Source organism: Neobacillus sp. 204 (genome assembly GCF_046562815.1).
Lineage (GTDB): Bacteria > Bacillota > Bacilli > Bacillales > Cytobacillaceae > Neobacillus.
In genome coordinates this window covers 120,231-145,673 of the sequence record NZ_JBJORY010000008.1, presented here as the reverse complement: position 1 = coordinate 145,673, position 25,443 = coordinate 120,231, and the positions used below count along the sequence as shown (strand labels likewise).

The following is a 25,443-nucleotide window of genomic DNA, read 5'->3' as shown; positions in this document are numbered from 1 at the left end:
AATTTGCCGGAAACTTTGGCGAATAATTCTTAATTGTGGTTACCGGAAACTTGGACAAATAAGAGGTTTGGCGGAATCGCGGCTAAAGTTGGCGGAATCCCACCACAGTTTCGCGGAATTCTTCCGGAAATCGGCGGAATCCCGCCCCGGTTTGGCGGAATAACACCGAAAGTCGGCGGAATCCACACCCCAAGTAAGATCTTTTTATAAAAATGAACCCAGGCCGCGCCTTGCTACATAGGTTCCATTTACGAATCATACTTGGCCCCATACCTCATCCCAGAACCAGAATACAAATTCACCGGTCCTTAAATTGATAAGCGACAACAAAAAAAGAGCCACTCCCTTATACATCTAAGGGGTGGGCTCCACCTTCGAGGCCTCGTTTTTAGACAAACTAGAAAAATATTCAAACAAACTCGTAAGATAGTTATTAAGCTCAAAACCTTCCTCATTCGCAAACTCCGACAATAACAACTTATTTTCCTTCATTCTCAATTCCCCCTCAAATAAGTTACTATCATCATTGTCGCCAAACTATCATTCTCTTATACACTCAATCTCCATAAATTTTTTAGAGAGTACAAAACCGAATAATTTAAACAAAAGAACTTAATCCCAATGCTTTCCCAGTTTACCGGGTATGACAAATTCAAATGGCTTATCGGTTTAACAAATATAGTGCTAGTGTATAAAGTTCTATAAACATCTTTATTTACGCTTTCAACGATTATCCGCTATGCCCCTGGAGGATAAAAAAATGTTGTAACTTGAAAAGGAGCATAAATAATGTGTTTGTCTCAAAAAAAGTCCTAGTGAGAAAGCCCTTCCCATTCTTAATTTTTAACATAAGTTGTAAGGAATAAGTCTAAGGGAGGACTGTAATATGTTTGGTTATGGAGGATTTGGCGGTTGTTGTGGCTATGGCTACGGTGGTGTCGGCTACGGTGGCGGATTTGCTTTAATTGTTGTATTGTTTATCTTGTTAATCATCGTAGGAGCAGTAATCTGTTTCTAATAAAAAGCAATTACTCTTAACTTAAAAAAGCCCTATAAGGGCTTTTTTGGGTTGAAACAATACCCCATTAAGGTGTATGAACCATGGATTGGTTATGGGGCTTCGGCTACACTCTGGCATATGAATTAGTTAATGTGAATAACAAATGGGCGACGCCAAATTTGGAGAAATATTTTTAATTTAGCTCAGCACATGTCTATTCAGTTTTATTATCTTGTACATATATTATTACTACACCAGCCAAACATTTATAAAAGTTTACCTCCTAGAACGTTTGCTTATAAAGCAGACGTTTTTCTCATGTTTAGCTAAAAAATGATCAGGATGAATAACTGAATTTGGATATTAACTCACCAATAAGCACCTTCATGTTTGTCCTGTTGATTTCGGAAGCCCATTGTATTTGACGACAGGCATTTTCTCCTTCCGCAAGGCGTTCATCAGCTCCGGTCCTACATTCAAGTGATCCTGGACGAGCTCTTTTGGAGTCAGCACCATCCACTGGTTCAAGGACACGTCGGCAAATCAATTTCTCTTGAACATCTCTAAAAACCAGAGGCTTACCTGGCTGGTGTTTTGAATGTAATGCCCCATGGCAAACGGGACATAGCCGACATAAAGGCCGATAAAAAGGTTCAAATCGAAGTTATTTTAAAAAAAGAAGAAAATTGCGACAGAAAATGTTGGTAATTGTCGAACAATACAGAGGGGGGTAATATGTCATGGGCCGCTTTTCATGTTAGCCATGTTCGTATACCTATCAATCCAGCGCTAGAATTACATGACCCCTAATGAGCGAATAGGAGAACTAATGAGTATGACGAATGAATTAATTGTTAATGGTGAATTAACACGAATCAGGAAAGAAACGCATGGAAAGGCCAAGCAATCCAAAAATGTCCCACCGGAGTTCACGTCAAGAATGGAAAAACGCGAATATAACCAAAGCATCAATTCTTTTGATATTCGAAATGTATTGGATGTCAAAGGATTCTTAAAAGATATTCGTGCCAATTGGAATACATATGTGTCGCAAGTTAACCAATGGATTCAAAAAAGCCCAGTAAAAAGACTTGTCATGACAGGCATCTTTACCGTCATACTTAGCTTTTTTGCCAGCACTTCCAATGCAGCCTTTATTGAGGAATATACATATCAGGTGAAAAGTGGAGAAAAAATCGAAAATATCGCCGCAGCACATGGGATAACAGCACAAGAGATACTAGAAGCGAACGGCATATCTTCCATCAACGGTAAAAAAATACTTTTACCATTAGTACATAACAGGACGGTTACCGCCACAACATTAAATGTCCGGTCACACCCGTCCACTGAAAGCGATATCATTGGAATGTATAAAAAGGGGGATGTGGTGAAGGTTTCATTCGTAGAAAACGGCTGGGCAAGCATTCTCATTAAGGGAAGAGTCTGTTTTGTGAGTGCCGCCTATCTTACAACACCAGGTGAAACGACTAAACCAGCTGTAACTCAATCCAAAACCATGTATGTAACAGCCACTTCCTTAAGAGTGAGAGAAGCTGCCTCAACTCCTAGTACGGTAATGGGTTCGTTAAAATTAAATGAGCGTGTGTCAGTGAAATCAACTAATAATGGCTGGGCTCAAATTAGTTTCAACGGCAAAGTTGCGTTTGTGAGTGAAGCCTATTTAACTACGAAGCAACCAGCAAGCACAATAGCAAGTTCATCAGTTTACGTGATTAAGAGCGGTGATACGTTTACAAAAATCGCCAAAGCATTAAATATCACAGTTTCATCCATTCAAGAACTCAATCCAACGGCCGACTCATCCAAGTTGAAAATTGGACAAAAAATTAACATCCCTGTCACAACGGCAGCTACTACTGCGAATCAAATCATAATAACAGCCCAAATCGAAGAAGTAGATCTTCAAGGAACGTTTAAGTTTAGCACGTCAAATGGCAGCACCTATGATGCCAAAGCATCTGGAAACATGATAAAAGAATTAATAAAGCGTGAAGGAAAAATGGTCACCCTAGCACTTGAAGGAAAAAGGGGTCAGCAAATGACGTTACGATCATTTCAATAACATGATGAGCCTCCGGTGTGAGGCTTTTTTTATTGGATAGTTGCTTTAGAAGAAATAGTGTATCTTAAAAGGGGCTCGGCGGAAAAGTAGGTAAAGTTGGCGGAATTACATCCCAGTTTGGCGGAATCCGCATCTAAATTGGCGGAATCACTCCGCAGTTTAGCGGAATTCACGTCCAAATCGGCGGAATCCCCACTTCATCAACCCAAGATAAATAGGTAGGTAACCCGAATCTACAATAATCGTTGTAAATTCGCGTTATGTAATTGATACCCCTAAAAGAAAAAATGGATGCCTATTTCCCGTTATCGAGAAAAGATCATCCATTTTTCTTATTAATGCCCTGCCATCATGGCGACTTTCGCGTCATTTGAATCATCATCTGATGCAGGTTCCGGCTGTTGCTTTGGTCTGCTAAGGATGATTCCTAAAAGTGCACCTGCTAACGCAATCCCTGCAGCTAGGAGGAACGTGTCACCATAGGCAGAAACGGCTGCTTCAATGGGGTTAGTTGTTTCTGTCATATGATCAGTGATTCTTGATGTTAGGAACCCAGTCATCCCTGCTACTGCAAATGAAACCATGACTTGTTGAGCCGCTGTCGTTAATGGTGTGACACGATTAACAAGATGTCTTGGAGCGGATTGAAGAACATGTGTATTAATGGCCATCATGGATAGTCCCATACCTGCTCCCATCATCACTAAACATGTAATGATAAATCCAGTAGTTGTATCCATAGTAATTCGTGAAAGCATAAATAGCGCTGCAGTAATAATAGACAAGCCTGTTATGGCTAAAGGACGAGCACCGATTTTATCATATAAACGCCCTCCGATTGGCATCATAACACCTGATGCAAGAGCTTGTGGAAGTAGAATTAATCCAGTATCTAAAGCACCGTAACCTCTAACGGTTTGTAAAAATAACGGGACAATAATCATAACCCCAAATAATGCGATTTGGGAAATCCATGTGATAACGATCCCTTTTCTAAAGTCAGATGATCCAAAAACTCTCAGCTCTAATAAAGGTTGTTTTTGACGAAGTTCGACGAAAATGAAAATTAGGAGAGCCGCTCCACCTACAATTAATCCAGTCAGAGTTTCCGATGAAGTCCAACTCTTGCCCCCTTCACTCACTCCATAGGCAAGCATGGAGAAGGCAATAGGTGCTAAAAGGATTCCTAAAAAATCAAGTGTTGGAACTGTCTTACGCTCAACATTCGGTAAAAATTTTATTCCAACCAAAATGGCAATTATACCAATTGGTAAATTTATAAGGAAAATCCAATGCCAAGTAACGTATTCTACAAGATATCCTGCTAAAACGGGCCCTAGTGCAGGTGCTAAAAGCATCGGAATCCCAAGTGTTCCCATGACTGCCCCCATTTTTTCTGGAGGAGCCAGTCGGAAAATCATGGCCATTCCTATTGGAGCAACCATTCCTCCGCCCAGACCCTGAATCACCCGATAGAGGATTAGCTGTTCAGGGGTTTGGGCCATAGAACATAAAACGGAACCGAGCGTAAATAAGGCAATCGTAATTAAAAATATCTTTTTTGCCCCAAATCGGTCTGTCATCCAGCCAGCTAAAGGAATGACAGCTGATAATGCAAGGGTATAACCTGTTATAGACCATTGCATGGTTGAAACATCAGATTTAAAATCTTCCACTATTCCAGGCAGTGCAACATTCATCGCTGTACTATCAAGAATAACCATTATCATACCCACAATGACAGCTAGCATTGGTCCTATGATGGTTTTAATAGAAAAGCCTTCATTATTATTTTCTATTTTTGTTGACATACGAAATTCATCTCCTATTCTAAAAACTTAATCTTCAATTTAAGTTATTAATTAAACAGCGTTTAAAACAATGTTTAAACTAAAATTTATCTCTTTTCCATCAATCTGTCAAGAAAAATTTTTTTCATGGTAGGTCCAAGTGGTAAAATAATAAAATAGAACCTTGACATAGAAAGTACATGAGTATTAGTGTAAAATTAAACAAAGTTTAAATTTATGATTTTAAAAAATAAATTTTCAAACAAGTGTATTAGGGGAGTTGTAAGATGACCAAAAGCTCCGAAAAAGATAGGACTACAAAGGGAAATATACTGAATTCAACACTGGAACTAATAAAGACAGAAGGTCTTGAATATGTAACCCTGCGCAAAATCGCTGCAGCAGCGGAAGTTAATCTTGCGCTAATAAATTATTATTTTGGGTCAAAGGATAAATTGATCAATGAAGCATTGAAAGTATTACTGGCTTCCTTTCGAGAAGCTTTTCTCATTTTAGATGATCATTCTATTCCTCCAAAGGAAAGATTAAAAACCTTCATGGTTCAATATGCAAATTCAATTATAAAGTATCCAGAACTAGTCCGGGAAATTCTCGGGAAGGGCAATATTTCATTCGAGTCGCAATTTGAATACAAAGATTTTATGCAAACAATGGGATTCACCAAAATTATTGCTACATTACAAGAAATTACAGAAGTGAAAGATCATGATGTTCTTGTCATGATGATGATGCAAATCGATGCGGCCATCTTTTTTCCGTCTCTGATAGCTTGCAAAAAAAACGTGCCCATAGATTGGAACCCAATTCCCATAGGCGATCAAATTGATTATTTTTTTCAACATTATTTTTCTAACTATTCCTAAACAACAGGAATTGAACAGGGCTCATTGGCTTTTACGTAACTACACATTTGAAATTTAGGAAATCACATGCTGTATTTTTAAGTATAATATATAAGAATTTCTCTATCCGCTTCTTATGTAACTTAATATCAATACAAAACCCGTAAATGGAATATCCTTTTACGGGTTAGTTTTTATCTTAACTCTTAGGGTAGTAACAACTCGTGTTAGTCCATTGATTGCACCTTGATGTAAGTTGTTTAAGGTGAATCCGCGAAAAAATTTGTTCAAAGGCTTTGTCCATTCTATTTTTATTAGTATCAATACTTATGCTGATGCCATGCACCTGGGTTTTTGCCTTCAACATAATGCTTCAGGATATACATAAGTGAACCCCACGTAGTATTAATCATCGCGTAGGGACCTTCCATAGACGCAAATCCAAAATGATTAAAGTTTACAACCGTTGCTCCATTTTCATTTACACTCAAATCGAAACGTATTTTTGTGCCTTTCCAAGCTGGCATATCATGCTGGGCAGACCATTCGACTAATTTACCTGGTTCAATTCGATCAATATGTAGTTGGGAAATGGCTTGACGATTATATTCTGATCCAATCATTCTTGCTGCTTCCATTAAAACATTTGAACATCATTCTTAATTATTAGATGGCGACATACTTATAGATTAAAAAGACAGGACAAGGTGATGGTTATTTTTCAGAAATTAATGGCTACTTTTATTGGAAGCTTGCTATTAGGAATTGGGGTAAATGGGTTTCTGGTGCCTAATCATTTAATTGACGGTGGAATCCTTGGAATTGCATTAATACTTCATTACTTCTTTCATTTTCAGACAGGGATAACAATGGTGGCCTTGAGCCTCCCTCTCTGTCTTTACGCAGCAAAGGATAAAAGAGGGTATTTTTTTAGTAGTTTACAAGGGTTGTTGGTCTCCTCTCTGTTCATTGATTTGCTTGCACCCCTTCGTTCTCAAATTTTCGTTTCCCACCTTTCAAGTGCATTATTTGGAGGAGTAATCATTGGAACAGGTGTTGGTTTAATGCTCCGATATGAGACTAGCACTGGAGGAACGGACCTTCTCGCTAAAATCATTTCACGAACTTTTTCCGTAAATATAGGACTTATAATTATAGTCATTGATGGACTCATTGTTTTGGCAAGTTCTACTGTATTAGCATTAGACTCCTTCCTTTATTCATGCCTAGCTATTACTACTGTTGGTCTAACAACTTCCTTGATTGAAGGGAATTAATCTTATGTTTCACGGTTCAATTTTTATAATGAAATAGCGGTTCAAGAAATTTTTCATTTGTCTAAATAAATATTTAACGATTGATTAGTATCTCTAACGGAAGCATATACAATATTTTTTATCTTTTTATATCCCTTCTTCTCTAATTCACTACGTAACCATTTTTCGTCTTTTTGAATTAACTCTAGGTTCTTATGTTGAATTTTCCCTTCTAAAATGACAGCAATGGGCAATCCTTTATACTCTGTATCAATTTTTAGGACCCTTGGTGTTACAGGAACTAGATCGACTTGCGGAAGTATAGTTATCTCTCCGTTTGGTTCGAGAATCGCATATTCGATGTCTTCAATATCGGGTACTCCAGCTGCACGAATAGTCGATAATAACTCCATAAGTGAGTATCTTGTACGTTTCAGATTATTTGGGATTAGTTTCCCATGTTTGATTAAGATGGTAGGTTCCCCAGTAATAATATGGTTAAACCATTTATAGAGGTTTAGTTTTGAAATCAAAAAATGCAAAAGAGTAATAACAATCATTCCAACAATTCCTTGAATCGGTCCTTTTACATCAATTGGGCCAAATGCCAAGTAAGTTATAAAAATAATTGCCCCAAAATCAAAGGCAGTTAACTGGGCTAATGCTGCTTTCCCTAGGAACCTTACACTAATAATAAAAATAATAAATAACAATATTAATTTACCTAAAAAAAGAATCATTTTTTTCTCCTATTTTCTCTTCAGACATAAAGAATTTTTCATTCCTAAATTATTGTGTTTTTTTTAGCCGATTTGTATACCATAAATTGGCTTAGTTTTGAAATTAAAGGATTTTACAAAGATTAAAACTTTTTAAAAAAAGGTGAAATAGCCCTCTTCGTTTTCTTACTGACGTCATGTTGTTATTACATATGGGTAAATGTCTAACCCTTGGACAATCGTGGAACATAGTATAAATTTGTGGTCATTAAAATCAGAATAATAAAAAAACGATTAAACAATGTGAGGGGAATGTATCGAAATGAAAGAACAAAAACAATACCGTGAAGATTTGTTGGAATGGTGTAATAATATTAATTCTAATTGGGAAAGCATGAAACCAAAGTTTTCAAAACTTTTTAATATGGAAATTTTAGAAGAATGGGAAGGATCTTGCCGTCATTTAAAAGAGAAATTACAGACAGATAGAAACGTGGACTTCGATGACTATCTGACAGCTAAAAGCCTTTATGAACAGTGGGAACAATTATTCAAAGAATCGGATGCTTATCAAGAAGAGATGGAAGTCGATTCTGATGAACTTTTGGAATGGGAAGGGCAAACGCAATACCAAGAAGAGTTATTGAAATCGGATGCTTATCAAGAAGAGATGGAAGTCGATTCTGATGAACTTTTGGAATGGGGAGGGCCAACGCAATACCAAGGAGAGTTATTGGAATCGAATGCTTACCAAGAAGAGATGGAAGTCGATTCTGATGAACGTTTGGAATGGGAAGAGCAAACACAATACCAAGAAGAATTATTGGTAACAGATGATTTTCAAGAGGAGATTGAGATTGAAACAGATAAAAGTATGGATTTAGAAGAACAACAACGATACTGTGAAGAGTTGTTGGAATGGTGTAATAACATTTATTCTAATTGGGAAAGTATGAAACCAAGGTTTTCAAAACTTTTTGATTTAAAAAGTTTAGAGGAGTGGGAAGAATCCTGCCGTCAATTAAAAGAGAAATTACAGGAAGGTTTAAAGGCTGGCTTCGATGACTATCAGACAGCTAAAAGCCTATATGAACAGTGGGAACAGCTATTCAAAGAATCGCTTCCTTATAAAGAGGAGATAGAAGTTTAATCAGCTGTAAGATTTAGAGATTTTATTTCTTATTAGGGGCCGGAACATCTCATCACCAAGTAAATTTACAAGAAGCACCGTGAATACGGTGCTTTATTACCTATTTAGAGGTTAGAAATTATTTCTTTGCCCTGGATAAAACGCCTCGTTGATTTTTCAAGACTCAACCATCTTGCGGGCAATGATTGGTTCATATCCCATACCCATAAGATACGTAATAGCCGCAACCTCTCGTAAGGAAAACTTTCCTAGTCGCTAGGGCTAGTTGTACCACTATATTTATGTGAATGAGGATTGGCCCCGTCAACTGTTGTTACTCCGTGAAAATTATGATAATGTCCACCTCCAGGCAAGGAAATAGCAGGACCTGTCATGCCTCGAATTTCATGTTTATGGCCATCATTCAAGGAAGTCACGGTAAAGTATTTATGAGTATGTTTTACACCAGTAGGGGCAGGTTCCGTTCTCCCTGCATACCTATGGTCATGCCCGACCATAAAAGAGGTCACTCCTGAAAAATGATGCCGATGAATTGGGGTGCCGTTCCAAGATGTTAGATACAATTGGTGTGAATGCTCAAAATCCATATTTGAATCGGTTGAATGTATAATAAATCCAGTAATCGGTATTTCCATGTGTTTTTTCCCCCTTCTAAATCGCTCTTACAATTTATGAACCAAGTAAATAATTCATGTGCTTTTTCTCAATGGAAAATAAAGAAAGAAAGAACCAATAATAGGATCTTCCTTCCATTCTGTTTATTCAAGTTTGAAAAAAGGACAGATTATTCCAACCTGTCCTTGGCTCCTTCAAAAAGTGACATGTCACTTTATTAACTTAGTAGCTTCCCATAAAAGAAGCACCTATTAGGATAAGCAAGATGAAAAGTACAACGATTAAAGCCGTTGAACTTCTTCCAGATCCATCACTCATGTACCTCACCCCATATTGAAAATGACGATTTAAATCTCGGCATGTTCAGATTGTCCCAAAAACTAAAATGTAGAAAGTACGATAATTAATAGAATGAACAATACAACGATTAATACAAAGCTGCTGCCGCCATAACCACCGCCGTAACCACCGCAGTAGCCACCACCGTATCCACAAAATCCAAAGCCCATATCTTTTCACCACCTAATTTGGTTTTAGGATGTTACTTACCATCCTTACCAGTATTATAAAAAAAGTGACATGTCACTTTTTGACTTAATAACCTCCCATAAAGGAAGATCCTATAATGATAAGCAATATGAACAGTACTACGATTAGTGCCGTACTGCTTCTGCTTGATCCGTCACTCATATTTCTCACCCCATTTTGAATTACTCTTTAAATCTCGAATGAACCAAAACTAAAATGTGGATAGTACGATAATTAATAGAATGAACAATACTACGATTAATACAAAGCTGCTGCCGCCATAACCACCGCCGTAGCCACCACCGTAACCACAATATCCAAAGCCCATATCTTTTCACCACCTATTTTGGTTATAGGATGTTAATTTCCATCCTCACCATTATTATATTTTTTACAAAAGAACGTGATTGGACGAGTTCCTGTTTTTTCGAAGAAATCCGCTACCGTACCGTAATTTTTCTTAACCGATGAAAAACAAAAAGAAGCGTATGCATTATTACATACGCTCCTTTCAGAGGTGATTTAATGTCTGTGGTTCATGGCGGCTGAGAGATTCCTGTCTCTCACTTATAAGCTATGCAAAAAGAATAAAGAGGACTGGACAAGCGTGGAGAAGGTTATAAAAATTTTAAAAAATGAATATTCTCAAATCAAAATAAAAGAAAGAACCTAAAATAGGCTCTTCCTTTCATCATGTTTATTCATTTATCAGCAGTTTTTTTAGAAAATGCGACGTCTTCTGAAGAAGATTGCAACAATTACAAAGAAGGGGATAAATCTTCTTCTAAAGCCAACCCGAATAAACACTCCTCTTCTTGGAGGGTCAAACCCATCCATAATTCCTCGATGAACTCTACCAAAATGATCTCTAATTTCAATAGGCTGACCCCTGAATCTCATAAGTGAATTAGGCAATTTTTCTTCCTCCTTTCTCACGCATGTGTGCACAGAATACGAGTTAATGTTAGGAAAAAGGACAGATTATTCCAACCTGTCCTCTGTCCTTTATAAAAGTGACATGTCACTTTTTGACTTAGTAGCCTCCCATAAACGAAGTTCCTACAATGATAAGCAATATGAATAGTACAACGATTAATGCTGTACTGCTTCTTCTTGATCCATCACTCATGTTTCTCACCCCATTTTGAAAATTATTTTTTAAATCTCAAATGAAACAAAAACTAAAATGTGGAAAGGACAATAATTAATAGAATGAACAATACTACAATTAAAACAAAGCTGCTGCCGCCATACATACTGCCGCCTCCGTAACCACCATCGCATCCATAGCTCATATCTTTTCACCCCCCTATTAGTATTTGGGGAGGTAATAACCTTCCCTAAAATTAATATATTTTTTAAAAGAGAAGGTGATTGGACAAGTTCCATCCTTTCGACAAAAATCCGCAATCGTCACGTAATTTTTTGGATAGGAAGCTCCATTTTCGGTTGTGGATTTACCATATATTGTCTAATTGTGCAAAACAGTATAATTTTCGCACAAAACCCCATGATTTTTGTACATAACCCCATGTTTTTCGTACATAACTCCATGATTTTGGCACAAAACTCCTTAATATTCGTACAAAACCCAAAAGAAGGAATACCAAAGCCTATTAATATGACACAAAGCCTATTAAAAATGACAAAAAATCCCATGAAAATCGTACAAGATGAATTCCTAGATTATTCTGTCTAATAGACATACAATATCCCTATGAAAATCAAATATTTTTACGAAAAGGGGATCCTAAAATGGAATTTTATTTTTATGATGAGGGATTCAAACAGGCAATCGACCAGTATCAATTAAACGAAGAACAACTTCGGTATACGGGCGATCCAAAAGACTGTATTAAACTATCAAACGAAGATTCAGAGCGTCATTCCATCTTAGCCATGGAAAACGATCAACTCGTAACGTTTTTTGTTCTACATAAAAATGAAGGGGTAAAACCCTATTCGGATAATGATTATGCCATCTTAATAAGAGCGTTCTCCACAGATTTTCGTCATCAAGGCAAGGGGTATGCGAAAAGGCATTAATGCAGTTACCTGCCTTTGTAAGGGATAATTTTACTGAAATCAATGAATTGGTCTTGGCGGTTAACCTTGGAAATGAAGCAGCACATGGATTGTATAAAAAGTGTGGATTTATCGATGAAGGTGTACGAAGAATGGGCAAAAAGGGTGAGCTGATTATCATGAGTTACTATTTATAATCATTTGAAGTGGCTAATAGGGATAATATACTTTATTTTTCTGGACAAGTATCCACACTTTGCTGCATAACGAATCATAGCTTATTTAAGAGTGTAAAAGTGAGAGGAGGGAAATTATTGGAGGATAATAAACAAAAGTCGATGGACCATTTTTCTAAATTCATGTTTGGAAATCGCCAACCAAGAGATTCAAAGGATAACTCGGATACCCGATTAAACCCTAGCGATGATTGGTTTTTTGGCCGTAGAAGAAAGGAGGCAGGATCAAGTAATAAAGACCATCCAACTCCAACCACTCAGAATAAAGTGGAAAACTTTTTTAATAATGTGGATATCGAATTACTTTTTGATACCTATGACACCATCGTAAAGACAACCGAACAATATAAGCCATTATTGAAAGGAATAGCCCCTCTCTTTAGTAAATTCACGAATAAAATTAAAAAGTAGTTGAGGAACAGAGAAAATACCTACAGTTAAAGTGTAGGTATTTTCTAATTAACGATTTTTACATCCAAAGAATTAACTAAAGACTAGCTCTTTTTCGCTTTGACTTGGCGTCTTTGCTGTTGAAGTATGAATTTCTTCTTTTTCGCTTAGACCAAGCGTCACTGCTGTTGAAGTATGGATTTCGTGTAGAAGCTCAGGTTTTTCCATTAGTGACACGCCATAAGATGGAATCATTTCTTTGATTTTCGGTTCCCACTCGTTCATATGCTGCGGGAAGCATTTTTTGATGATCTCCAGCATAACGTGAACGGCAGTTGAAGCTCCCGGAGAAGCGCCTAGTAATGCTGCAATGGAGCCATCAGCAGCAGTAATTACTTCCGTACCAAACTGAAGCGTTCCTTTGCCGCCAGCTTCCGTATCTTTAATCACTTGTACACGCTGGCCAGCTATGACTAAATCCCAATCCTCGCTTTTGGCGTTCGGGATAAACTCACGTAACTCTTCCATGCGCTGCTCTTTCGATAACATCACTTGCTGAATCAAGTATTTTGTCAATGGCAGCTCTTTTGCGCCTGCCGCTAACATCGTTAAGAGATTATTAGGTTTGACGGAAGTGATTAAATCGAACATTGAACCCTCTTTTAAGAACTTCGGTGAGAAGCCGGCAAATGGTCCAAATAGCAACGATTTTTTATTGTCGATATATCTTGTGTCAAGATGCGGTACAGACATTGGCGGAGCACCGACCTTCGCTTTGCCGTATACTTTTGCATGATGCTGCTCCACCGTATCCGGATTATTACACACCATGAAAATTCCGCTTACCGGGAATCCTCCAATATGTTTTCCTTCAGGAATACCGGATTTTTGCAGTAAATGCAGGCTTCCTCCGCCACTTCCGATGAAGACGAATTTTGCCGTATGGTGTTCAACCATACCGCTATCGAGATTCCGCACTTTCAATTCCCACATGCCGTCGCTAGTACGTTTAATATTATTAACACTATGCTTATAGTTTATCTCGACATTTTTACTCTCTAAGTGGTCAAACAACATGCGTGTTAACGCACCAAAGTTGACATCGGTTCCAGAGTCGATCTTTGTAGCTGCGATCGGTTCATTCAATGTACGGCCTTCCATGATAAGCGGAATCCATTCCGTCAGTTTATCATGGTCCTCAGAAAATTCCATTCCTTGAAACAGAGGATTGTTTGATAGCGCTTCAAAACGTTTTTTCAAAAAAGTAACATTCTGTTCCCCTTGGACTAAACTCATATGTGGCAATGGCATGATAAAGTCCTGCGGATTACGAATCAGATTGCTGTTGACAAGATAAGACCAAAACTGTCTTGAAAGTTGAAACTGTTCATTAATTTGTATAGCCTTGCTAATATCTAAAGATCCATCCGGCTTTTCGACCGTGTAATTTAGCTCGCACAGTGCGGCATGACCCGTTCCTGCATTATTCCATTCGTTTGAGCTTTCTTCTCCTGCGTTTGCGAGCTTCTCAAAAACTGTAATTTCCCATTCCGGTACTAATTCTTTCAAGAGTGTCCCAAAAGTTGCACTCATGATTCCGGAGCCAATTAAAATGACGTCTGTGTTAGTTTTACTGTTGCTCATTTTTATCAACCTTTTCCCTTAAATTTGCAGAAAAGATGCAGGCGGCGTCACACCAAGCTAAGGCGCGACCTAGTCACACACCTTTTTTGTCTCTATTATAACCATATCATAGTCTATTATAATTATTCAAAAGATTAAAACAGTGTTAATACTATTATATGATAATTATAGGTTATTTAAAAGCTGGTAAAATTTAAGAACTATTATTTAAGCCCTAACAGCCCTTCCTAATTTAGTTGAGAAAAAAATCAAGCCATTCTAAATCGAATGGCTATTATCTATAGCACTATTAAATTGTTTCAGGCTTCATTTGTTTGTTCGCCTGCTGATTACCCATCTTAACTACTTCTTTACTCGTTTCGACACGTTTAACGAATAGGGCTAATACTAGAGCGACAATATTAATGCCTAGGGCAACATAGAATGAATATTGAATACCTGCTAATAATGCCTTCTGTGTTAATACAGCTTGAGCTGCCGTTGTCAGGGTTGTTGGGTCAACACCAGTCAATAGGTTTGTAGCTTCTGTTTTTGTCACTGAATTCATAATGGTCACAAGAACAGCGGTACCGATCGAACCAGACACTTGCTGAGCAGTATTGTTAACTGCTGTACCATGTGGATTCAATTGATATGGCAATTGATTGAGACCATTTGTCATGATTGGCATCATCACCATAGACATACCAAGCATACGGAGAGTGTAAACAAGTATAATATATGTGTGACTAGAGTCGATTTGTAAGTGAGCCAACATATAAGTTGAAACGGCCGTTACCGTAAGTCCTGCTACAGCTAGCAAACGCGGACCAAATTTGTCAAATAGTTTACCGGTAATTGGCGACATAATCCCCATAACAATCGCACCAGGCAACATCATTAACCCTGAATCAAGTGGTGAAATTCCTCTTACATTTTGAACATACGCGGGCGTTAAAATCATCCCAGAGAACATAGCCACTGCATTTACAATCGAAATAACAGATCCAAGTGCAAACATAGGGTACTTGTAAACACGTAAGTCTAATAGTGGTTCATCCATTCTTAATTGACGAACAACGAAGGCAATCAATGCAATCCCGCCAACAATGAGAGTGGTTAGGACGATTGAATCGGTCCAACCATCTGAACTGGCAGAACTGAAACCATATAGTAATCCACCAAAACCGATGGAGGATAAGACAATGGAGAAGTAATCGAGTTTTGCCTGTTTGTTTTGTTCCATCACATTCTCAAGTTTCCAAACCGCTAATAATAGAGCAATAACAGCTAATGGTAAAATCATTTCGAAAAGTAAACGCCAGTCATAATGCTCGACAATAAAACCTGATAATGTCGGTCCAATCGCAGGGGCTGTAATCATAACTAATCCGAAGACCCCCATTGCAGTACCGCGTTTTTCAAGTGGGAAGCTGACGAGCATAATATTCATCAATAACGGTCCCATGACCGAAGAACCTGCTGCTTGAATCATACGCCCCGTAAGTAATACACCAAAGTTTGGAGCAAAAGCTGCTAAGGCAGTCCCTAAGGTGAAAACGACCATCGATGTCAGAAATAAACTACGATTCGAAAACCGTGTTAATAAAAAGGCAGACGCCGGAATTAAGACACCACTGACCAACATATAACCTGTAGAAAGCCATTGGATCGTTGAATAATCTTTAATCTCTAAATCTACCATAATAGACGGAAGTGCCACATTTAAGAGCGAGTTATTTAAAAAAGAAACAAACGCACCTACAAATAAAATCGCAATCATTAAATAGGGTGGTTTCTTTTGTTGTAAAGCTGAATTCATAGATCATATCCCCTTATTCTTAAAAATTTTCCCCTAAGGCTTCATTAGTTCTCATCCTTATGAAGCCCTCTTTTTAGCAATTCCATTTGTTCAATATAATTTGATAAAGCCTCTTCATCAGACAAATCCCTCACGAACACTTGAACAAGGTTTTGAAAGTGTACGGCACTGATTATTTTTAATACTTGATGCAGTTCTCGGTCATTTTTGATGTTCAAATTTTTTGTATTAATCAAGCCAATCAGATTTAAAAACTGAGTAGTCTGATTCTCTTTGTAAACATTATTAGCCAATGTATTTTCAAGTTTATAGCTCATATTTGAAAAAACATTTCTAAAAAAGTTCTTGTGTTCCTGATTTCTGTGGTTCATTACCATATATTGAAAGGAATCAATAAAAGTCGCAAATAAATCGCCATTGTTCTCCTTCATAATTGATATAAATCGTTCATGGCTTTTTTGGCTGAGCTGATTTAATAAGTAAAAAAATAAATCCTCTTTATCCTCAAAATATTGATAAAAACTGCCTCTAGGTATGCCTGCATTTTTGATAATATTAGCAATCGATGCTTCATGTAATGGAACTCGGGAAAATTCATTCTTGGCAGAGTGAATTAACGTATCCTGTTTTTCTTTAGATAAGTGAAAAAACGTTGGTTTAGGCATAATTCCTTTTCCTTTCTTAAAAAGTGACAATGTGTCATAAATGAATACTAACAAATTATATATGACACGTTGTCATATGTCAACAAAAAAATGACAACGTGTCATAATTGTTTTTCATCCTTCTTCCCAAAAATGCCCAAAACAAATACCTCCAATGAGTTAAGATTTGATTCGTTCCGTTACTCTTTGGATATTTTATGGTATTTGTTAGGAAGTATACAAAATCCTAGGAACTTTCTATTTCCTTTTTAGGTTTCGAAATAATCCGAATCCTTCCAGTAGAATGATACTTAAAATAATTAAAGACTTCCATCTGGTAGCCTGTACCATTTGGAATACTCTTAAAGGTGTGTTGAAACTCGCCATTAGTATGGTCCCCGTATAAATCAATGCTATCAAAGTATTTTATAGAAATGCCTAATTTGCTCGTTTTTATGATGGAATACCTAATCGGCCACGAATTATCGTATGTTTGTTGGGTTCCAGTGATCGTGATTGAACTATTTTCAATTACAAATTTTGAACTGAAAAAAAAGGGAACTTCCACTCCTAATCCCCAACGGTACGTATTTTTCAGCCTCCTTTTATAGCTTCGATACTGGACCCGTTCAATAAATGTTCTGTAAATTCTATAGAAATACTGGCTCAATAGTCCGTAAAAGCTCTTCATTCCAATTTCTCTCCTTCCCGAACTGATGTTTACGTACTATATTATCTGCTCAGGCATAGAGAATCGGAACGGCACTTTCCTAGCTTGTCTAAATTATTTCAACATAGAATAGCCCTTTTTAAACCAAACCGTTTCCAATTATATTGACAAGCATATATTGAGTAATAGGAAAAGGATTACGTATTTTAGTGAACAGTAAGAAGGTCTTTGTTAATGAGGAAAAAACATTATAGTACTATTTGGAGGGGAGAGAAATGTTTACTATAACCCAAATACAGGTAAGCCATTTTTTGTTTGCAATGGGCTGTTTGTTAGCTTTAGCGCATATCCTTGGCTATATTTGTGAGCGTTTTTATATACCTAGAGTAATAGGGGAAGTCGGTGCTGGAATTGTCCTTGGTCCAAGCTTATTAGGATATTTTTATCCCAACGCATTTGAGTGGATGTTTAACGGGTTTCCTTTGGAACATCAATTGTTTGGACTAATTTATCAATTGGGTTTGATCCTGTTAATGTTTATATCCGGATTGAAATTCCATACTGAATTCAACAAGGACGATTTAAAAATAACTGCTGCCATCACGATTGGTTCAAGTGTACTTCCTTTTATTATTGGCTGGATTGTTACTAGTTTTTTAGATATGTCCAAGTATGTAGGTGATGCGAATAATTTACTGGCACTTAAATTAGTAGTTTGTATTTCAGTGGCAGTCACTTCTATTCCTGTTATTTCCAAAATTTTTATCGATCTTGGGATCATGAAAACAAGGTTTGCAAAACTTGTTATTTTCATCGCAGGGGTGCATGACATTCTTTTATGGGTTGTTTTTGGAGTTGCCACTAATCTTGTTGCACACCATAGCAACGAATTGTCTTTTGGAAATATATTTTTAAGTATTGGAATAACATCTTTATTTTTAGTTGGAATGCTAAATTTGTTAAGAATTCTGTTTAAATACCTTACCGTCCATGACCGCAACATTTTTTTTAGATCTTCAAATTTAGGATACGTATTATTTATTTTGTTTATTGCATGTGTTTCTGCCTACCTTTTCCAAGTTGAAACGATTTTCGGTGCTTTACTGGTTGGAATTGCTGCGAAAATCTATCTGCCTGGATCCATATCAACCAAAGTGGAAGAAGGAGTATCAAATTTATCTTTTTCTTGGTTTGTACCTATTTATTTTGCAGTGGTAGGGCTGCAGCTAGATTTAGCAAAGTCATTTGATTTCCTTTTCTTTGTAAAATACCTGTTAATTGCCACCTTAATTCAAATTACAATTGTTTATTTTATCTGCCGGTTAATAAAGCTTAATTCCCTTACTAGCTTAAATTTTGGCTTCGCGATGAACGCCAGGGGGGGACCTGGTATTGTGTTATCTACGGTTGCATTTATGTCGGGAATTATCAACCAAGAGTTATATTCTGTATTGGTTTTGCTTGCGCTCACTACATCGTGGATGGCAGGAACGTGGCTCAGATTTGTGCTTAAAAATAAGTGGGATTTTATGCAATGATTTTTTAAAAACTTTTTCTATGAAAATGTATAAGTTCTTTACTCTTACACAAGATATAAAAAATAAAGGAGTGTGAGAGTATGAAAAAATTGATCCTAATGCTTTCATTGCTTATCCCAATCAGCTTTGCATGTAATTTTGGAGTAAGCTTTGCCAAAGTAGATCGTTTTCAGCAAGTGGAAAAAAGCATTATCTCAGAAAAAGAAGCTGGAAAGATAGCTAAGAAAAAAGTAAAAGGTGAAATTGTTAATATTCACTTAGAAGAAGACGATGGAAAAAAGGTTTATGAGGTAAAAATAAAGGCTTCCGGGACTATTTACGAAATTGAGATTGATGCTAAGACGGGTAAAGTTTTAGAGGTTGAAAAAGAAGGATCATCTAAGGGTGATGATGATCATAAAGGCGATGATGATCATAAAGGCGATGATGATCATAAAGGTGATGATCATAAAGGCGATGATGATCATAACGACGATGATGATCATAACGACGATGATTAAAATTTCCTTAAAGCTACATGTCAGTTGTGATGTGTAGTTTTACATATTCTTGTAATTTATTGTGAGGAGAAAATAAATGATAAAAAAATATATAGTAATCCTATTTATTTTCTTTAGTTATTCGACAATGGCAATCCCTTCTTATGCAAAAGAAGTTCCTTCGAAAAAGGATAGCGAAGTAGAAGGGATTGATTCAAATGGAAAAACTAAACAGCAAAATGATGAAGAAAACAGTGAAATACCTGAAGTTCCTGAAAAGCAAAAAGAAGTGGAAAAAATTGATTCAGATTTAACCTGCACAAAAGATATTCCATTTACTCCAGCACAAAAAAAACGTCTTGATCAAATTTATCAACGTATTTATATGGACTATGTTTCCCTGATAGAAACCTATGCTTGGTCAGGGGCATTAACGCAAGATCAAAAAATCCTCCGTTACAATATGTTGAAGAATTACATACTTACTTTTCAAAAAAGAAATTATAAGTGGTGTAGTGAGCATGAAGAAGATGAATGGGAAGAAGAATGGTATAACAGTGATAATGATTAAGCTAATATGAGAAAAAATCATGATTTTTATTACTAATTAGCATGTCTTGGTTTGTTAAGAATATATTGGTATAAAAAGAGTGATGTATATGGTCTATTTTGCAGTTGGTTGTGGGGGAGTGATCGGTGCGATTGCTCGCTTTCTTGTTGATCATCTCCTTTCCCATACCTTACTTCCTCCTTCATCAGGAATATTACTTGTAAATCTTGCAGGCTGCTTTTTAATTGGTTTCTTTTTATCATTAAATTCAAATCGTTTCCCAGCTTTATTTAGGGTAGGCTTCGCAACAGGATTTCTAGGTTCTTTCACTACTTTCTCCACTTTCAGTGTTAAAGCGTTAGACCTATTCATGGTTTGGGGTTTTCGGGCAAGCGCTATTTACGTTACTCTTACAATCATATTCGGCTTTTGTTCTGTTCAACTAGGACATTCACTTGCAATGAGAATTGAGAAAGGGTAGCGATGGATATGGTTAAAACATTGATAATGATCGGAGCAGGAGGGTTTCTCGGCGCCATTTTTCGGTATCAGGTTAGTGTTTTTTTTTCTAAATGGAATATTTATGCAATTCCTACTGGGACCTACATAATAAATGTTTTAGGATCTTTAGCTTTAGGGTTTATTTACGGTGCGAATTATTTTTCAGAAGAGCAGCTTAATTTCTTATCCATTGGCTTTCTGGGAGCTTTTACTACTTTCTCCACTTTTAATTATGAATTGCTTCAACTTAAAAAAGAAAACAAAAGCATTCAGTTTTTTTTATACGGTACTTCCATGTACGTATCCAATCTAGCGGCAGCTTTTTTGGGATATGGTTGGGGTAATAGTTAAAACGGGTGCAAGAGTTCAACAAGATATTAAATTGGACCACACATTTTAGATTTGTCTAATATGCGTGGTCCTTTTTAATTTAGCGTAACTAAACGGTCATCAGAGGACATTTCTGATGGCCGTTCTGTGTTGTTCGAAGATTAGATGACTGGGTAATTGATACCATCATTATGCCATAATAGAGAAGAAAATAAATTTTTTACCAATAAAAAACAAAAGTCGGCCGTCTACTATATGAAAGGAGGCCAAAGATGACTCAAACTAGCGTGCATCAATTAAAGACCTCGGTGGATCCCAGGGAAGAATTTAAACAATTATATAATGACCATAGAAAACATGTTTTCGCGATGGCGTTATCGATTTTAAGAGATATTGAATTGGCCGAGGATGTACTGCAAGAAGTGTATATCAAACTTTACCAATATTCAAAGTCTAATCAAGTGACTAATGTGAGAGCATGGCTGATTCGGGTAACGCGCAACACGGCACTCGACCTTTACCGGAAAAAAAAGCGCGAATTGACCGGGTTTGACGCCCAATATTTTGAACGTCTAGAGTACATATCCGAAGACCCTGTCGACAAAATCGTGTTATCCAAATACCTTGCACTCCTGGATAGTGGAGAGCGGCAGATCATCATCATGAAGGATATCTCGGGGCTAAAGCATAAAGAAATCGCCAAAATTATGGAGATGCCTTTGGGAACCGTTCTCTGGAAATACCGAATGGCCTTGAAAAAACTAAAAAAAGGTCTGGAGTAAGGAGGGAATTTTTGGATGGAAAATGAAAAAATCATGAAGCATTTAGACAATGCTTTGGAAAAGCAGGTCCCAGATGTTTGGGATGAGTTGAATAAAAAGATCGACCAGTTAGGAGACAATTCTATGACCATAAGTAAGAAAAAATCCTTTTCAAGAAGGATATTACTTACGGCTGCAGCCTTTTTGATTGCGGCATCTTCTCTGACTTTTTCACCAGTAAGAGCGGCGATCCAAACCGTTTACGATAAAATTTTCTCAAGCGAACATATCGATGATAGTGGATTAAAATCCGCCCTTATAAATGGAATGGGCCAAGAAATCAACAAAATCTACTATGATAAAGATCACGATATTACTGTTCATTTTAATAGTATCCTGATGGATGACAAGGAAGCCAAGCTTTTGGTTACCTATGAGAGCAAGAAAACTAATTTAAAAAACTATTACCTTGATCTTTTTGAAGGCTTTACTTCCATGAACTTAGTGGTAGGCAATGAGGCAAAGAAATTGAAAAATATCGGCTGGGGCAGTCGTTATTACGATGAGAAGGCGAACAAAGTGGCAGAAGCGCTCTCGTTCGAATCCATCAGCAAATTCCAAGGGGATGAAGTCCATTTAACATTGAAAGACTTGACCATTCATGGAAAAAATGGGGCAAGCCGTGTAGAAACCGTTTGGCCACTTGAGTTCAAGCTCTCGAAAGAAGCGGTTGGTGATCGCGAAACCTTTGATGTGAGTAAAGAATTTACATTTAAAAATGAAACTTATCAAGTAAAGCGAGTGGAATTTTCGCCACTTGAAACAAGGGTGGTCGTCACTGGCACGGACATTAAACCACATATCGAAAACGGTGTCGCTTACGATGTGTTCAGCAAACTCCAACTGCAATTATTAAATGCCAGAAAAATTGATAAAGGAAAAGGGTATACTGTCGATTACAACAAGTCTGGTGTATTTTTAAACTCGGCCGGCAAAATGGCCGACCCAATCTTCAGCAAGGCGGAAGCAGACGGACCGCGTGACCAATACGTCCTCTATTTCGCCCCAGTCAAAGACCGCCAAAACTGCGTCCTTCAAGTGGGCGATTTAAAAATTAACTTAAGATAAAATGGGAAGCTGTCTCAAAGTTTTTGGGGCAGTTTTTTTTTGGTTATTGTATCGATGTTATGCGAGGCATTGCAAAAAAGTTACCGGACAACGGTCGAAAATCCCCTATAAGACGTTTAGGTTCAAGCCTAAGCGTTTTTTTGATAATTATCCCTTAAAGATTGTGAAATAATGTACTTAAAGTAATGGGTGCAAGAGCTGAAGATCTGGGCTGTCATTATGGAACCTTTTCTTCTTACATATGTGTAGCTCTGAGCATATTATTTAATTATATTTTATTATTGCGAATTAAAAATACCGTAAAATCCATTTCTGAATAATACAGTATTCTGGACAATTGTTTGCTTTTTACGATTGATACGTGAAATAAGAACATCTTAAACAACTATACTGCTTTATATAATGTACTTTCTATTATTTAAATATTTTAAACTTTTTCATACCATACTTCAAAAACATAAGCAATTAAGGCTATTGTAACAAAAATTAATAATAAATTTAAACTACTTATTGTAAAGTGAGTCAAATTCCTTGCTTCAACAAATTTAAGTATCACCCAAGCACCAAACGCATCAATAACAATATTTGTTGCAAGGTATAACCAAAAGTTTCTGAATGTAAAATAAAAAATCCATATTGTAGTTATGAAGAATGCGCCGTACGCAAAGCTCACACTTGTTATGTATCCCCAGGGCACTATCGCTTCTTTGATTTGCCACAACTTATATGTATATCCTATTTCGTAGACGATGGTTACTAATAATGCAGTAAATATTGTTACTGGCATGTACCTTTTGATACCCTCTTTTTTCATAAAATATAATGTTAACCATGGAATAATTAATAGTAACCATAAAATCAGCTTATTGGACATTATATTCACACCGCCTTATACTTCTATATTGCATTATTAACAAAATGTGGTGATTTTATGTATTACACGTTTGCTATTTAGTGACCATTAATTCTAATGAATTGTTAGTACACAATTAACAAAGTTGTAAGGAAGTAAAATGCTTTTAGCAAGGTATCGAGCAGTGGTGAAAAAGCGGGGGATTAATAGAATAATGTAAGTTTAGGAGAAACCCATCTGATTTTGGCGAAAGGAAGGGTATTTCCTGCGAAATAAAAAAATGGCTCTCGACATTCTTTGTTCTTACTTTGCAGGGGGAATTCTTATAAGTCAGTATTTGCAACATTATTAATCAAACGTTTGAATAGTATAGCTTATATGGTATTTTGGCGAAAGAGTGTCGGTTAGTGGCGATTGAGGTTAAAATGCTGTTTTTCAGCAATTTTTGGTTCATTTTTCATCAATTTATTTATTTAGTAGGAAGTTCTAACCCAGATGTACCAATGGCTGCGGTGATATTAATCAAACGTTTGATTAGAAGGGAAACTTGAGGAAAGTTGGCGAAGTTTGAACCAAACTCTTGGAGTAAAAGGTTCAGTTTGTCCAGTCCACACTCCGCCTGCATTACTTTAATATCTTTATACATATAAAAATCTACGCACTTCCAACTTCTATAAATCTAGTGGTTTGGCATCACCTTGATCTAATAGTTTCGCCATCCTCAGTCGTATATGAGTAAAGCCCCTTTGTTTAAGGAAATTTGACTCATCCATTATATTTCAAGCTTAGGTTAAAAGAACTCTTTCTTTGTAATGAAATGAACAACCGACAAAAATATAAAAACAATGTCGAATGCTGTCCATGGAAGTTATAATGCTTTGCTTTTTGAAAGGAGGTGAAATCATGCACTTCCGGCATTTTATTCTAATGGGTGTATTTTTAGGGGCTGCTGCTTTCTTCCCAAATAATACATTTGCAAACGGAGCCGTCGATCAACCGGAACCTCAAAACGCAGCAGTACAAACTCACGTTTCAAAGGAAATCGAAGATCCAATAGCTTCGGAGAAAGCAGTACCTGTTACACCTGAGAACGTACATAAAAGTCAAGGTGGAGTGGTTCAAAAACCAGCGACGAATCCTAGTACCAAGCAAACTGTACCAAAAAAACCTGTTCCAAAGTTACCAAACAAGACGAATAGGGGTATTGAAAAGGTAGTGCCTTCTTTAGAAAAGAACAGTAAGGCTAGTGAATCTGCAGAACGGGCTGCAAAGTTAAAAGGTACTTCTTTAGAAAAGAGTATTAAGGCTGTCGAATCTGCAGAACCGGCTGAAAAGGTGAAAGATACAGGGCAAACAGGACCAGCAAAGCCGAGTGTTGTCACGAACAGGCTTCCGGAGGTCCCTAAGTCACTTTCCTCAAGTCAAACAGGTTTTGAGGCGGAAACTAGTAGCCAGCCTCCAGGTTTAAATGCTAAGTCAGAAACTTTTACGGAAGATACTGACTCCTCAGCATCAATAAAGAGGAGTAGTTTTCCTGCTCTTGCCTTGGCACAGAAACAGCATATAGGTGGAGAAAACAAGACTCCATCTAACAATAGGGAAACTCCTGGAGATATTGGGATCATGAATAACCTTCCACAACGAACGCAAACCTCAGGAGGGCAATCAAATGATCAGTTCAGCCCGGGAGCAGACACGATGAGCTTTATTGTAAATCGGTTTGACTGGGAAGAATATTTTTCTTTAATCCATGGCCAGATCTATACTTCCCGCCAGGCTAAGTACTGTCATCAATGGATCAATGCTCCACCTTCACCACCGCCACAAGCAGCTCCTTTTTTCTTAACGTTTACTGCTTATTTAGCCACATGTAACGATAATTAAAA

At 37.1% G+C, this 25,443-nt stretch carries 32 protein-coding genes and 2 pseudogenes; 16 read left to right on the top strand and 18 right to left on the bottom strand.

Going from position 1 to position 25,443, the window contains the following annotated elements:
- The first annotated feature begins 33 nt into the window (after positions 1 to 33).
- Positions 34 to 210: a hypothetical protein gene (locus ACJ004_RS17660; RefSeq protein WP_410894457.1), complete on the top strand. Its 177-nt coding sequence runs from the start codon at positions 34 to 36 to the stop codon at positions 208 to 210.
- 144 nt (positions 211 to 354) lie between these two features.
- Here the strand turns inward: ACJ004_RS17660 and ACJ004_RS17655 are convergent, their stop codons facing one another.
- Positions 355 to 492 carry a hypothetical protein gene (locus ACJ004_RS17655; protein ID WP_410894456.1) on the bottom strand — a complete coding sequence of 46 codons (138 nt, stop codon included), beginning with the start codon at positions 490 to 492 and terminating at the stop codon, positions 355 to 357.
- A 394-nt stretch (positions 493 to 886) separates the two neighbouring features.
- On the opposite strand from ACJ004_RS17655, the gene ACJ004_RS17650 reads away from it, so the two are divergent.
- Positions 887 to 1,018, top strand: coding sequence for a YjcZ family sporulation protein (locus ACJ004_RS17650; protein ID WP_410894455.1), 132 nt, complete (start codon positions 887 to 889; stop codon positions 1,016 to 1,018).
- A gap of 366 nt (positions 1,019 to 1,384) precedes the next feature.
- Here ACJ004_RS17650 and ACJ004_RS17645 read toward each other — a convergent pair.
- Positions 1,385 to 1,633 (bottom strand): annotated as a pseudogene (locus tag ACJ004_RS17645) (cupin domain-containing protein); the annotation flags it as partial.
- A gap of 202 nt (positions 1,634 to 1,835) precedes the next feature.
- On the opposite strand from ACJ004_RS17645, the gene ACJ004_RS17640 reads away from it, so the two are divergent.
- On the top strand, positions 1,836 to 3,086 hold the full coding sequence (locus tag ACJ004_RS17640; protein ID WP_410894454.1) for an SH3 domain-containing protein: 1,251 nt from the start codon (positions 1,836 to 1,838) through the stop codon (positions 3,084 to 3,086).
- A gap of 335 nt (positions 3,087 to 3,421) precedes the next feature.
- Here the strand turns inward: ACJ004_RS17640 and ACJ004_RS17635 are convergent, their stop codons facing one another.
- Positions 3,422 to 4,897 (bottom strand): DHA2 family efflux MFS transporter permease subunit, encoded by a 1,476-nt coding sequence (locus tag ACJ004_RS17635; RefSeq protein WP_410894453.1) that lies wholly within the window; start codon positions 4,895 to 4,897, stop codon positions 3,422 to 3,424.
- Between the two features lie 266 nt (positions 4,898 to 5,163).
- Here ACJ004_RS17635 and ACJ004_RS17630 point away from each other — a divergent pair, with 266 nt between their 5' ends.
- Entirely contained in the window at positions 5,164 to 5,760 is a 597-nt protein-coding gene (locus tag ACJ004_RS17630; RefSeq protein WP_410894452.1) for a TetR/AcrR family transcriptional regulator, read from the top strand.
- Between the two features lie 299 nt (positions 5,761 to 6,059).
- Here ACJ004_RS17630 and ACJ004_RS17625 read toward each other — a convergent pair whose 3' ends face one another.
- Entirely contained in the window at positions 6,060 to 6,377 is a 318-nt protein-coding gene (locus ACJ004_RS17625; protein ID WP_410894451.1) for a hypothetical protein, read from the bottom strand.
- Positions 6,378 to 6,470: 93 nt separating this feature from the next.
- Here ACJ004_RS17625 and ACJ004_RS17620 point away from each other — a divergent pair, with 93 nt between their 5' ends.
- A complete protein-coding gene (locus tag ACJ004_RS17620) occupies positions 6,471 to 7,016 on the top strand; it encodes a YitT family protein (RefSeq protein WP_410894450.1) in 546 nt (181 codons plus the stop codon).
- Positions 7,017 to 7,069: 53 nt separating this feature from the next.
- On the opposite strand, the gene ACJ004_RS17615 is transcribed toward ACJ004_RS17620, so the two are convergent.
- The gene (locus tag ACJ004_RS17615) at positions 7,070 to 7,735 is read right to left on the bottom strand and encodes a DUF421 domain-containing protein (protein WP_410894449.1); all 666 of its coding nucleotides are present in this window, start codon (positions 7,733 to 7,735) and stop codon (positions 7,070 to 7,072) included.
- A 301-nt stretch (positions 7,736 to 8,036) separates the two neighbouring features.
- On the opposite strand from ACJ004_RS17615, the gene ACJ004_RS17610 reads away from it, so the two are divergent.
- Positions 8,037 to 8,864 (top strand): hypothetical protein, encoded by an 828-nt coding sequence (locus tag ACJ004_RS17610; RefSeq protein WP_410894448.1) that lies wholly within the window; start codon positions 8,037 to 8,039, stop codon positions 8,862 to 8,864.
- A gap of 248 nt (positions 8,865 to 9,112) precedes the next feature.
- On the opposite strand, the gene ACJ004_RS17605 is transcribed toward ACJ004_RS17610, so the two are convergent.
- The 7 genes from ACJ004_RS17605 to ACJ004_RS17575 all read right to left on the bottom strand — a co-directional run bounded on the left by ACJ004_RS17605 (position 9,113) and on the right by ACJ004_RS17575 (position 11,302).
- Positions 9,113 to 9,499, bottom strand: a complete 387-nt coding sequence (locus ACJ004_RS17605; RefSeq protein WP_410894447.1) for a YmaF family protein — start codon at positions 9,497 to 9,499, stop codon at positions 9,113 to 9,115.
- A gap of 202 nt (positions 9,500 to 9,701) precedes the next feature.
- Positions 9,702 to 9,797 carry a YjcZ family sporulation protein gene (locus tag ACJ004_RS17600; protein ID WP_410894446.1) on the bottom strand — a complete coding sequence of 32 codons (96 nt, stop codon included), beginning with the start codon at positions 9,795 to 9,797 and terminating at the stop codon, positions 9,702 to 9,704.
- Between the two features lie 62 nt (positions 9,798 to 9,859).
- Entirely contained in the window at positions 9,860 to 9,988 is a 129-nt protein-coding gene (locus ACJ004_RS17595; protein WP_410894445.1) for a YjcZ family sporulation protein, read from the bottom strand.
- An 85-nt stretch (positions 9,989 to 10,073) separates the two neighbouring features.
- Positions 10,074 to 10,169, bottom strand: a complete 96-nt coding sequence (locus ACJ004_RS17590) for a YjcZ family sporulation protein (RefSeq protein WP_410894444.1) — start codon at positions 10,167 to 10,169, stop codon at positions 10,074 to 10,076.
- A 49-nt stretch (positions 10,170 to 10,218) separates the two neighbouring features.
- Positions 10,219 to 10,335 (bottom strand): YjcZ family sporulation protein, encoded by a 117-nt coding sequence (locus ACJ004_RS17585; RefSeq protein ID WP_410894443.1) that lies wholly within the window; start codon positions 10,333 to 10,335, stop codon positions 10,219 to 10,221.
- A gap of 705 nt (positions 10,336 to 11,040) precedes the next feature.
- Entirely contained in the window at positions 11,041 to 11,136 is a 96-nt protein-coding gene (locus ACJ004_RS17580) for a YjcZ family sporulation protein (protein ID WP_410894442.1), read from the bottom strand.
- 52 nt (positions 11,137 to 11,188) lie between these two features.
- Positions 11,189 to 11,302: a YjcZ family sporulation protein gene (locus ACJ004_RS17575; RefSeq protein ID WP_410894441.1), complete on the bottom strand. Its 114-nt coding sequence runs from the start codon at positions 11,300 to 11,302 to the stop codon at positions 11,189 to 11,191.
- 460 nt (positions 11,303 to 11,762) lie between these two features.
- On the opposite strand from ACJ004_RS17575, the pseudogene ACJ004_RS17570 reads away from it, so the two are divergent.
- Together ACJ004_RS17570 and ACJ004_RS17565 are read left to right on the top strand one after the other, a co-directional pair.
- Positions 11,763 to 12,229 (top strand): annotated as a pseudogene (locus ACJ004_RS17570) (GNAT family N-acetyltransferase).
- Between the two features lie 117 nt (positions 12,230 to 12,346).
- Entirely contained in the window at positions 12,347 to 12,679 is a 333-nt protein-coding gene (locus tag ACJ004_RS17565; RefSeq protein ID WP_410894440.1) for a hypothetical protein, read from the top strand.
- A 72-nt stretch (positions 12,680 to 12,751) separates the two neighbouring features.
- On the opposite strand, the gene ACJ004_RS17560 is transcribed toward ACJ004_RS17565, so the two are convergent.
- The 4 genes from ACJ004_RS17560 to ACJ004_RS17545 all read right to left on the bottom strand — a co-directional run bounded on the left by ACJ004_RS17560 (position 12,752) and on the right by ACJ004_RS17545 (position 17,438).
- Positions 12,752 to 14,302, bottom strand: a complete 1,551-nt coding sequence (locus ACJ004_RS17560) for a malate:quinone oxidoreductase (RefSeq protein ID WP_410894439.1) — start codon at positions 14,300 to 14,302, stop codon at positions 12,752 to 12,754.
- A gap of 289 nt (positions 14,303 to 14,591) precedes the next feature.
- Positions 14,592 to 16,103, bottom strand: coding sequence for a DHA2 family efflux MFS transporter permease subunit (locus ACJ004_RS17555; protein ID WP_410894438.1), 1,512 nt, complete (start codon positions 16,101 to 16,103; stop codon positions 14,592 to 14,594).
- A gap of 44 nt (positions 16,104 to 16,147) precedes the next feature.
- A complete protein-coding gene (locus ACJ004_RS17550) occupies positions 16,148 to 16,768 on the bottom strand; it encodes a TetR/AcrR family transcriptional regulator (RefSeq protein WP_410894437.1) in 621 nt (206 codons plus the stop codon).
- A gap of 226 nt (positions 16,769 to 16,994) precedes the next feature.
- Positions 16,995 to 17,438, bottom strand: coding sequence for a hypothetical protein (locus ACJ004_RS17545; protein ID WP_410894436.1), 444 nt, complete (start codon positions 17,436 to 17,438; stop codon positions 16,995 to 16,997).
- 254 nt (positions 17,439 to 17,692) lie between these two features.
- Between ACJ004_RS17545 and ACJ004_RS17540 the strand changes: the two genes are divergently transcribed.
- From ACJ004_RS17540 to ACJ004_RS17510, 7 genes are all read left to right on the top strand, one after another.
- A complete protein-coding gene (locus ACJ004_RS17540; RefSeq protein WP_410894435.1) occupies positions 17,693 to 18,955 on the top strand; it encodes a cation:proton antiporter in 1,263 nt (420 codons plus the stop codon).
- An 80-nt stretch (positions 18,956 to 19,035) separates the two neighbouring features.
- On the top strand, positions 19,036 to 19,455 hold the full coding sequence (locus tag ACJ004_RS17535) for a PepSY domain-containing protein (RefSeq protein ID WP_410894434.1): 420 nt from the start codon (positions 19,036 to 19,038) through the stop codon (positions 19,453 to 19,455).
- Between the two features lie 76 nt (positions 19,456 to 19,531).
- Positions 19,532 to 20,005 (top strand): DUF2680 domain-containing protein, encoded by a 474-nt coding sequence (locus ACJ004_RS17530; protein WP_410894433.1) that lies wholly within the window; start codon positions 19,532 to 19,534, stop codon positions 20,003 to 20,005.
- Positions 20,006 to 20,093: 88 nt separating this feature from the next.
- Entirely contained in the window at positions 20,094 to 20,465 is a 372-nt protein-coding gene (locus ACJ004_RS17525; protein ID WP_410894432.1) for a fluoride efflux transporter FluC, read from the top strand.
- Between the two features lie 2 nt (positions 20,466 to 20,467).
- Complete coding sequence (locus ACJ004_RS17520) at positions 20,468 to 20,836, top strand: fluoride efflux transporter FluC (RefSeq protein ID WP_410894431.1); 369 nt, start codon at positions 20,468 to 20,470, stop codon at positions 20,834 to 20,836.
- A 251-nt stretch (positions 20,837 to 21,087) separates the two neighbouring features.
- Positions 21,088 to 21,597, top strand: coding sequence for an RNA polymerase sigma factor (locus ACJ004_RS17515; protein WP_410894430.1), 510 nt, complete (start codon positions 21,088 to 21,090; stop codon positions 21,595 to 21,597).
- 15 nt (positions 21,598 to 21,612) lie between these two features.
- Positions 21,613 to 22,704 (top strand): DUF4179 domain-containing protein, encoded by a 1,092-nt coding sequence (locus ACJ004_RS17510; protein ID WP_410894429.1) that lies wholly within the window; start codon positions 21,613 to 21,615, stop codon positions 22,702 to 22,704.
- Between the two features lie 427 nt (positions 22,705 to 23,131).
- Here the strand turns inward: ACJ004_RS17510 and ACJ004_RS17505 are convergent, their stop codons facing one another.
- Both ACJ004_RS17505 and ACJ004_RS17500 read right to left on the bottom strand, forming a co-directional pair.
- Positions 23,132 to 23,578: a hypothetical protein gene (locus ACJ004_RS17505; RefSeq protein ID WP_410894428.1), complete on the bottom strand. Its 447-nt coding sequence runs from the start codon at positions 23,576 to 23,578 to the stop codon at positions 23,132 to 23,134.
- 448 nt (positions 23,579 to 24,026) lie between these two features.
- Positions 24,027 to 24,203 (bottom strand): hypothetical protein, encoded by a 177-nt coding sequence (locus ACJ004_RS17500; RefSeq protein WP_410894427.1) that lies wholly within the window; start codon positions 24,201 to 24,203, stop codon positions 24,027 to 24,029.
- 257 nt (positions 24,204 to 24,460) lie between these two features.
- On the opposite strand from ACJ004_RS17500, the gene ACJ004_RS17495 reads away from it, so the two are divergent.
- A complete protein-coding gene (locus ACJ004_RS17495) occupies positions 24,461 to 25,441 on the top strand; it encodes a hypothetical protein (protein ID WP_410894426.1) in 981 nt (326 codons plus the stop codon).
- Positions 25,442 to 25,443: the final 2 nt, after the last annotated feature.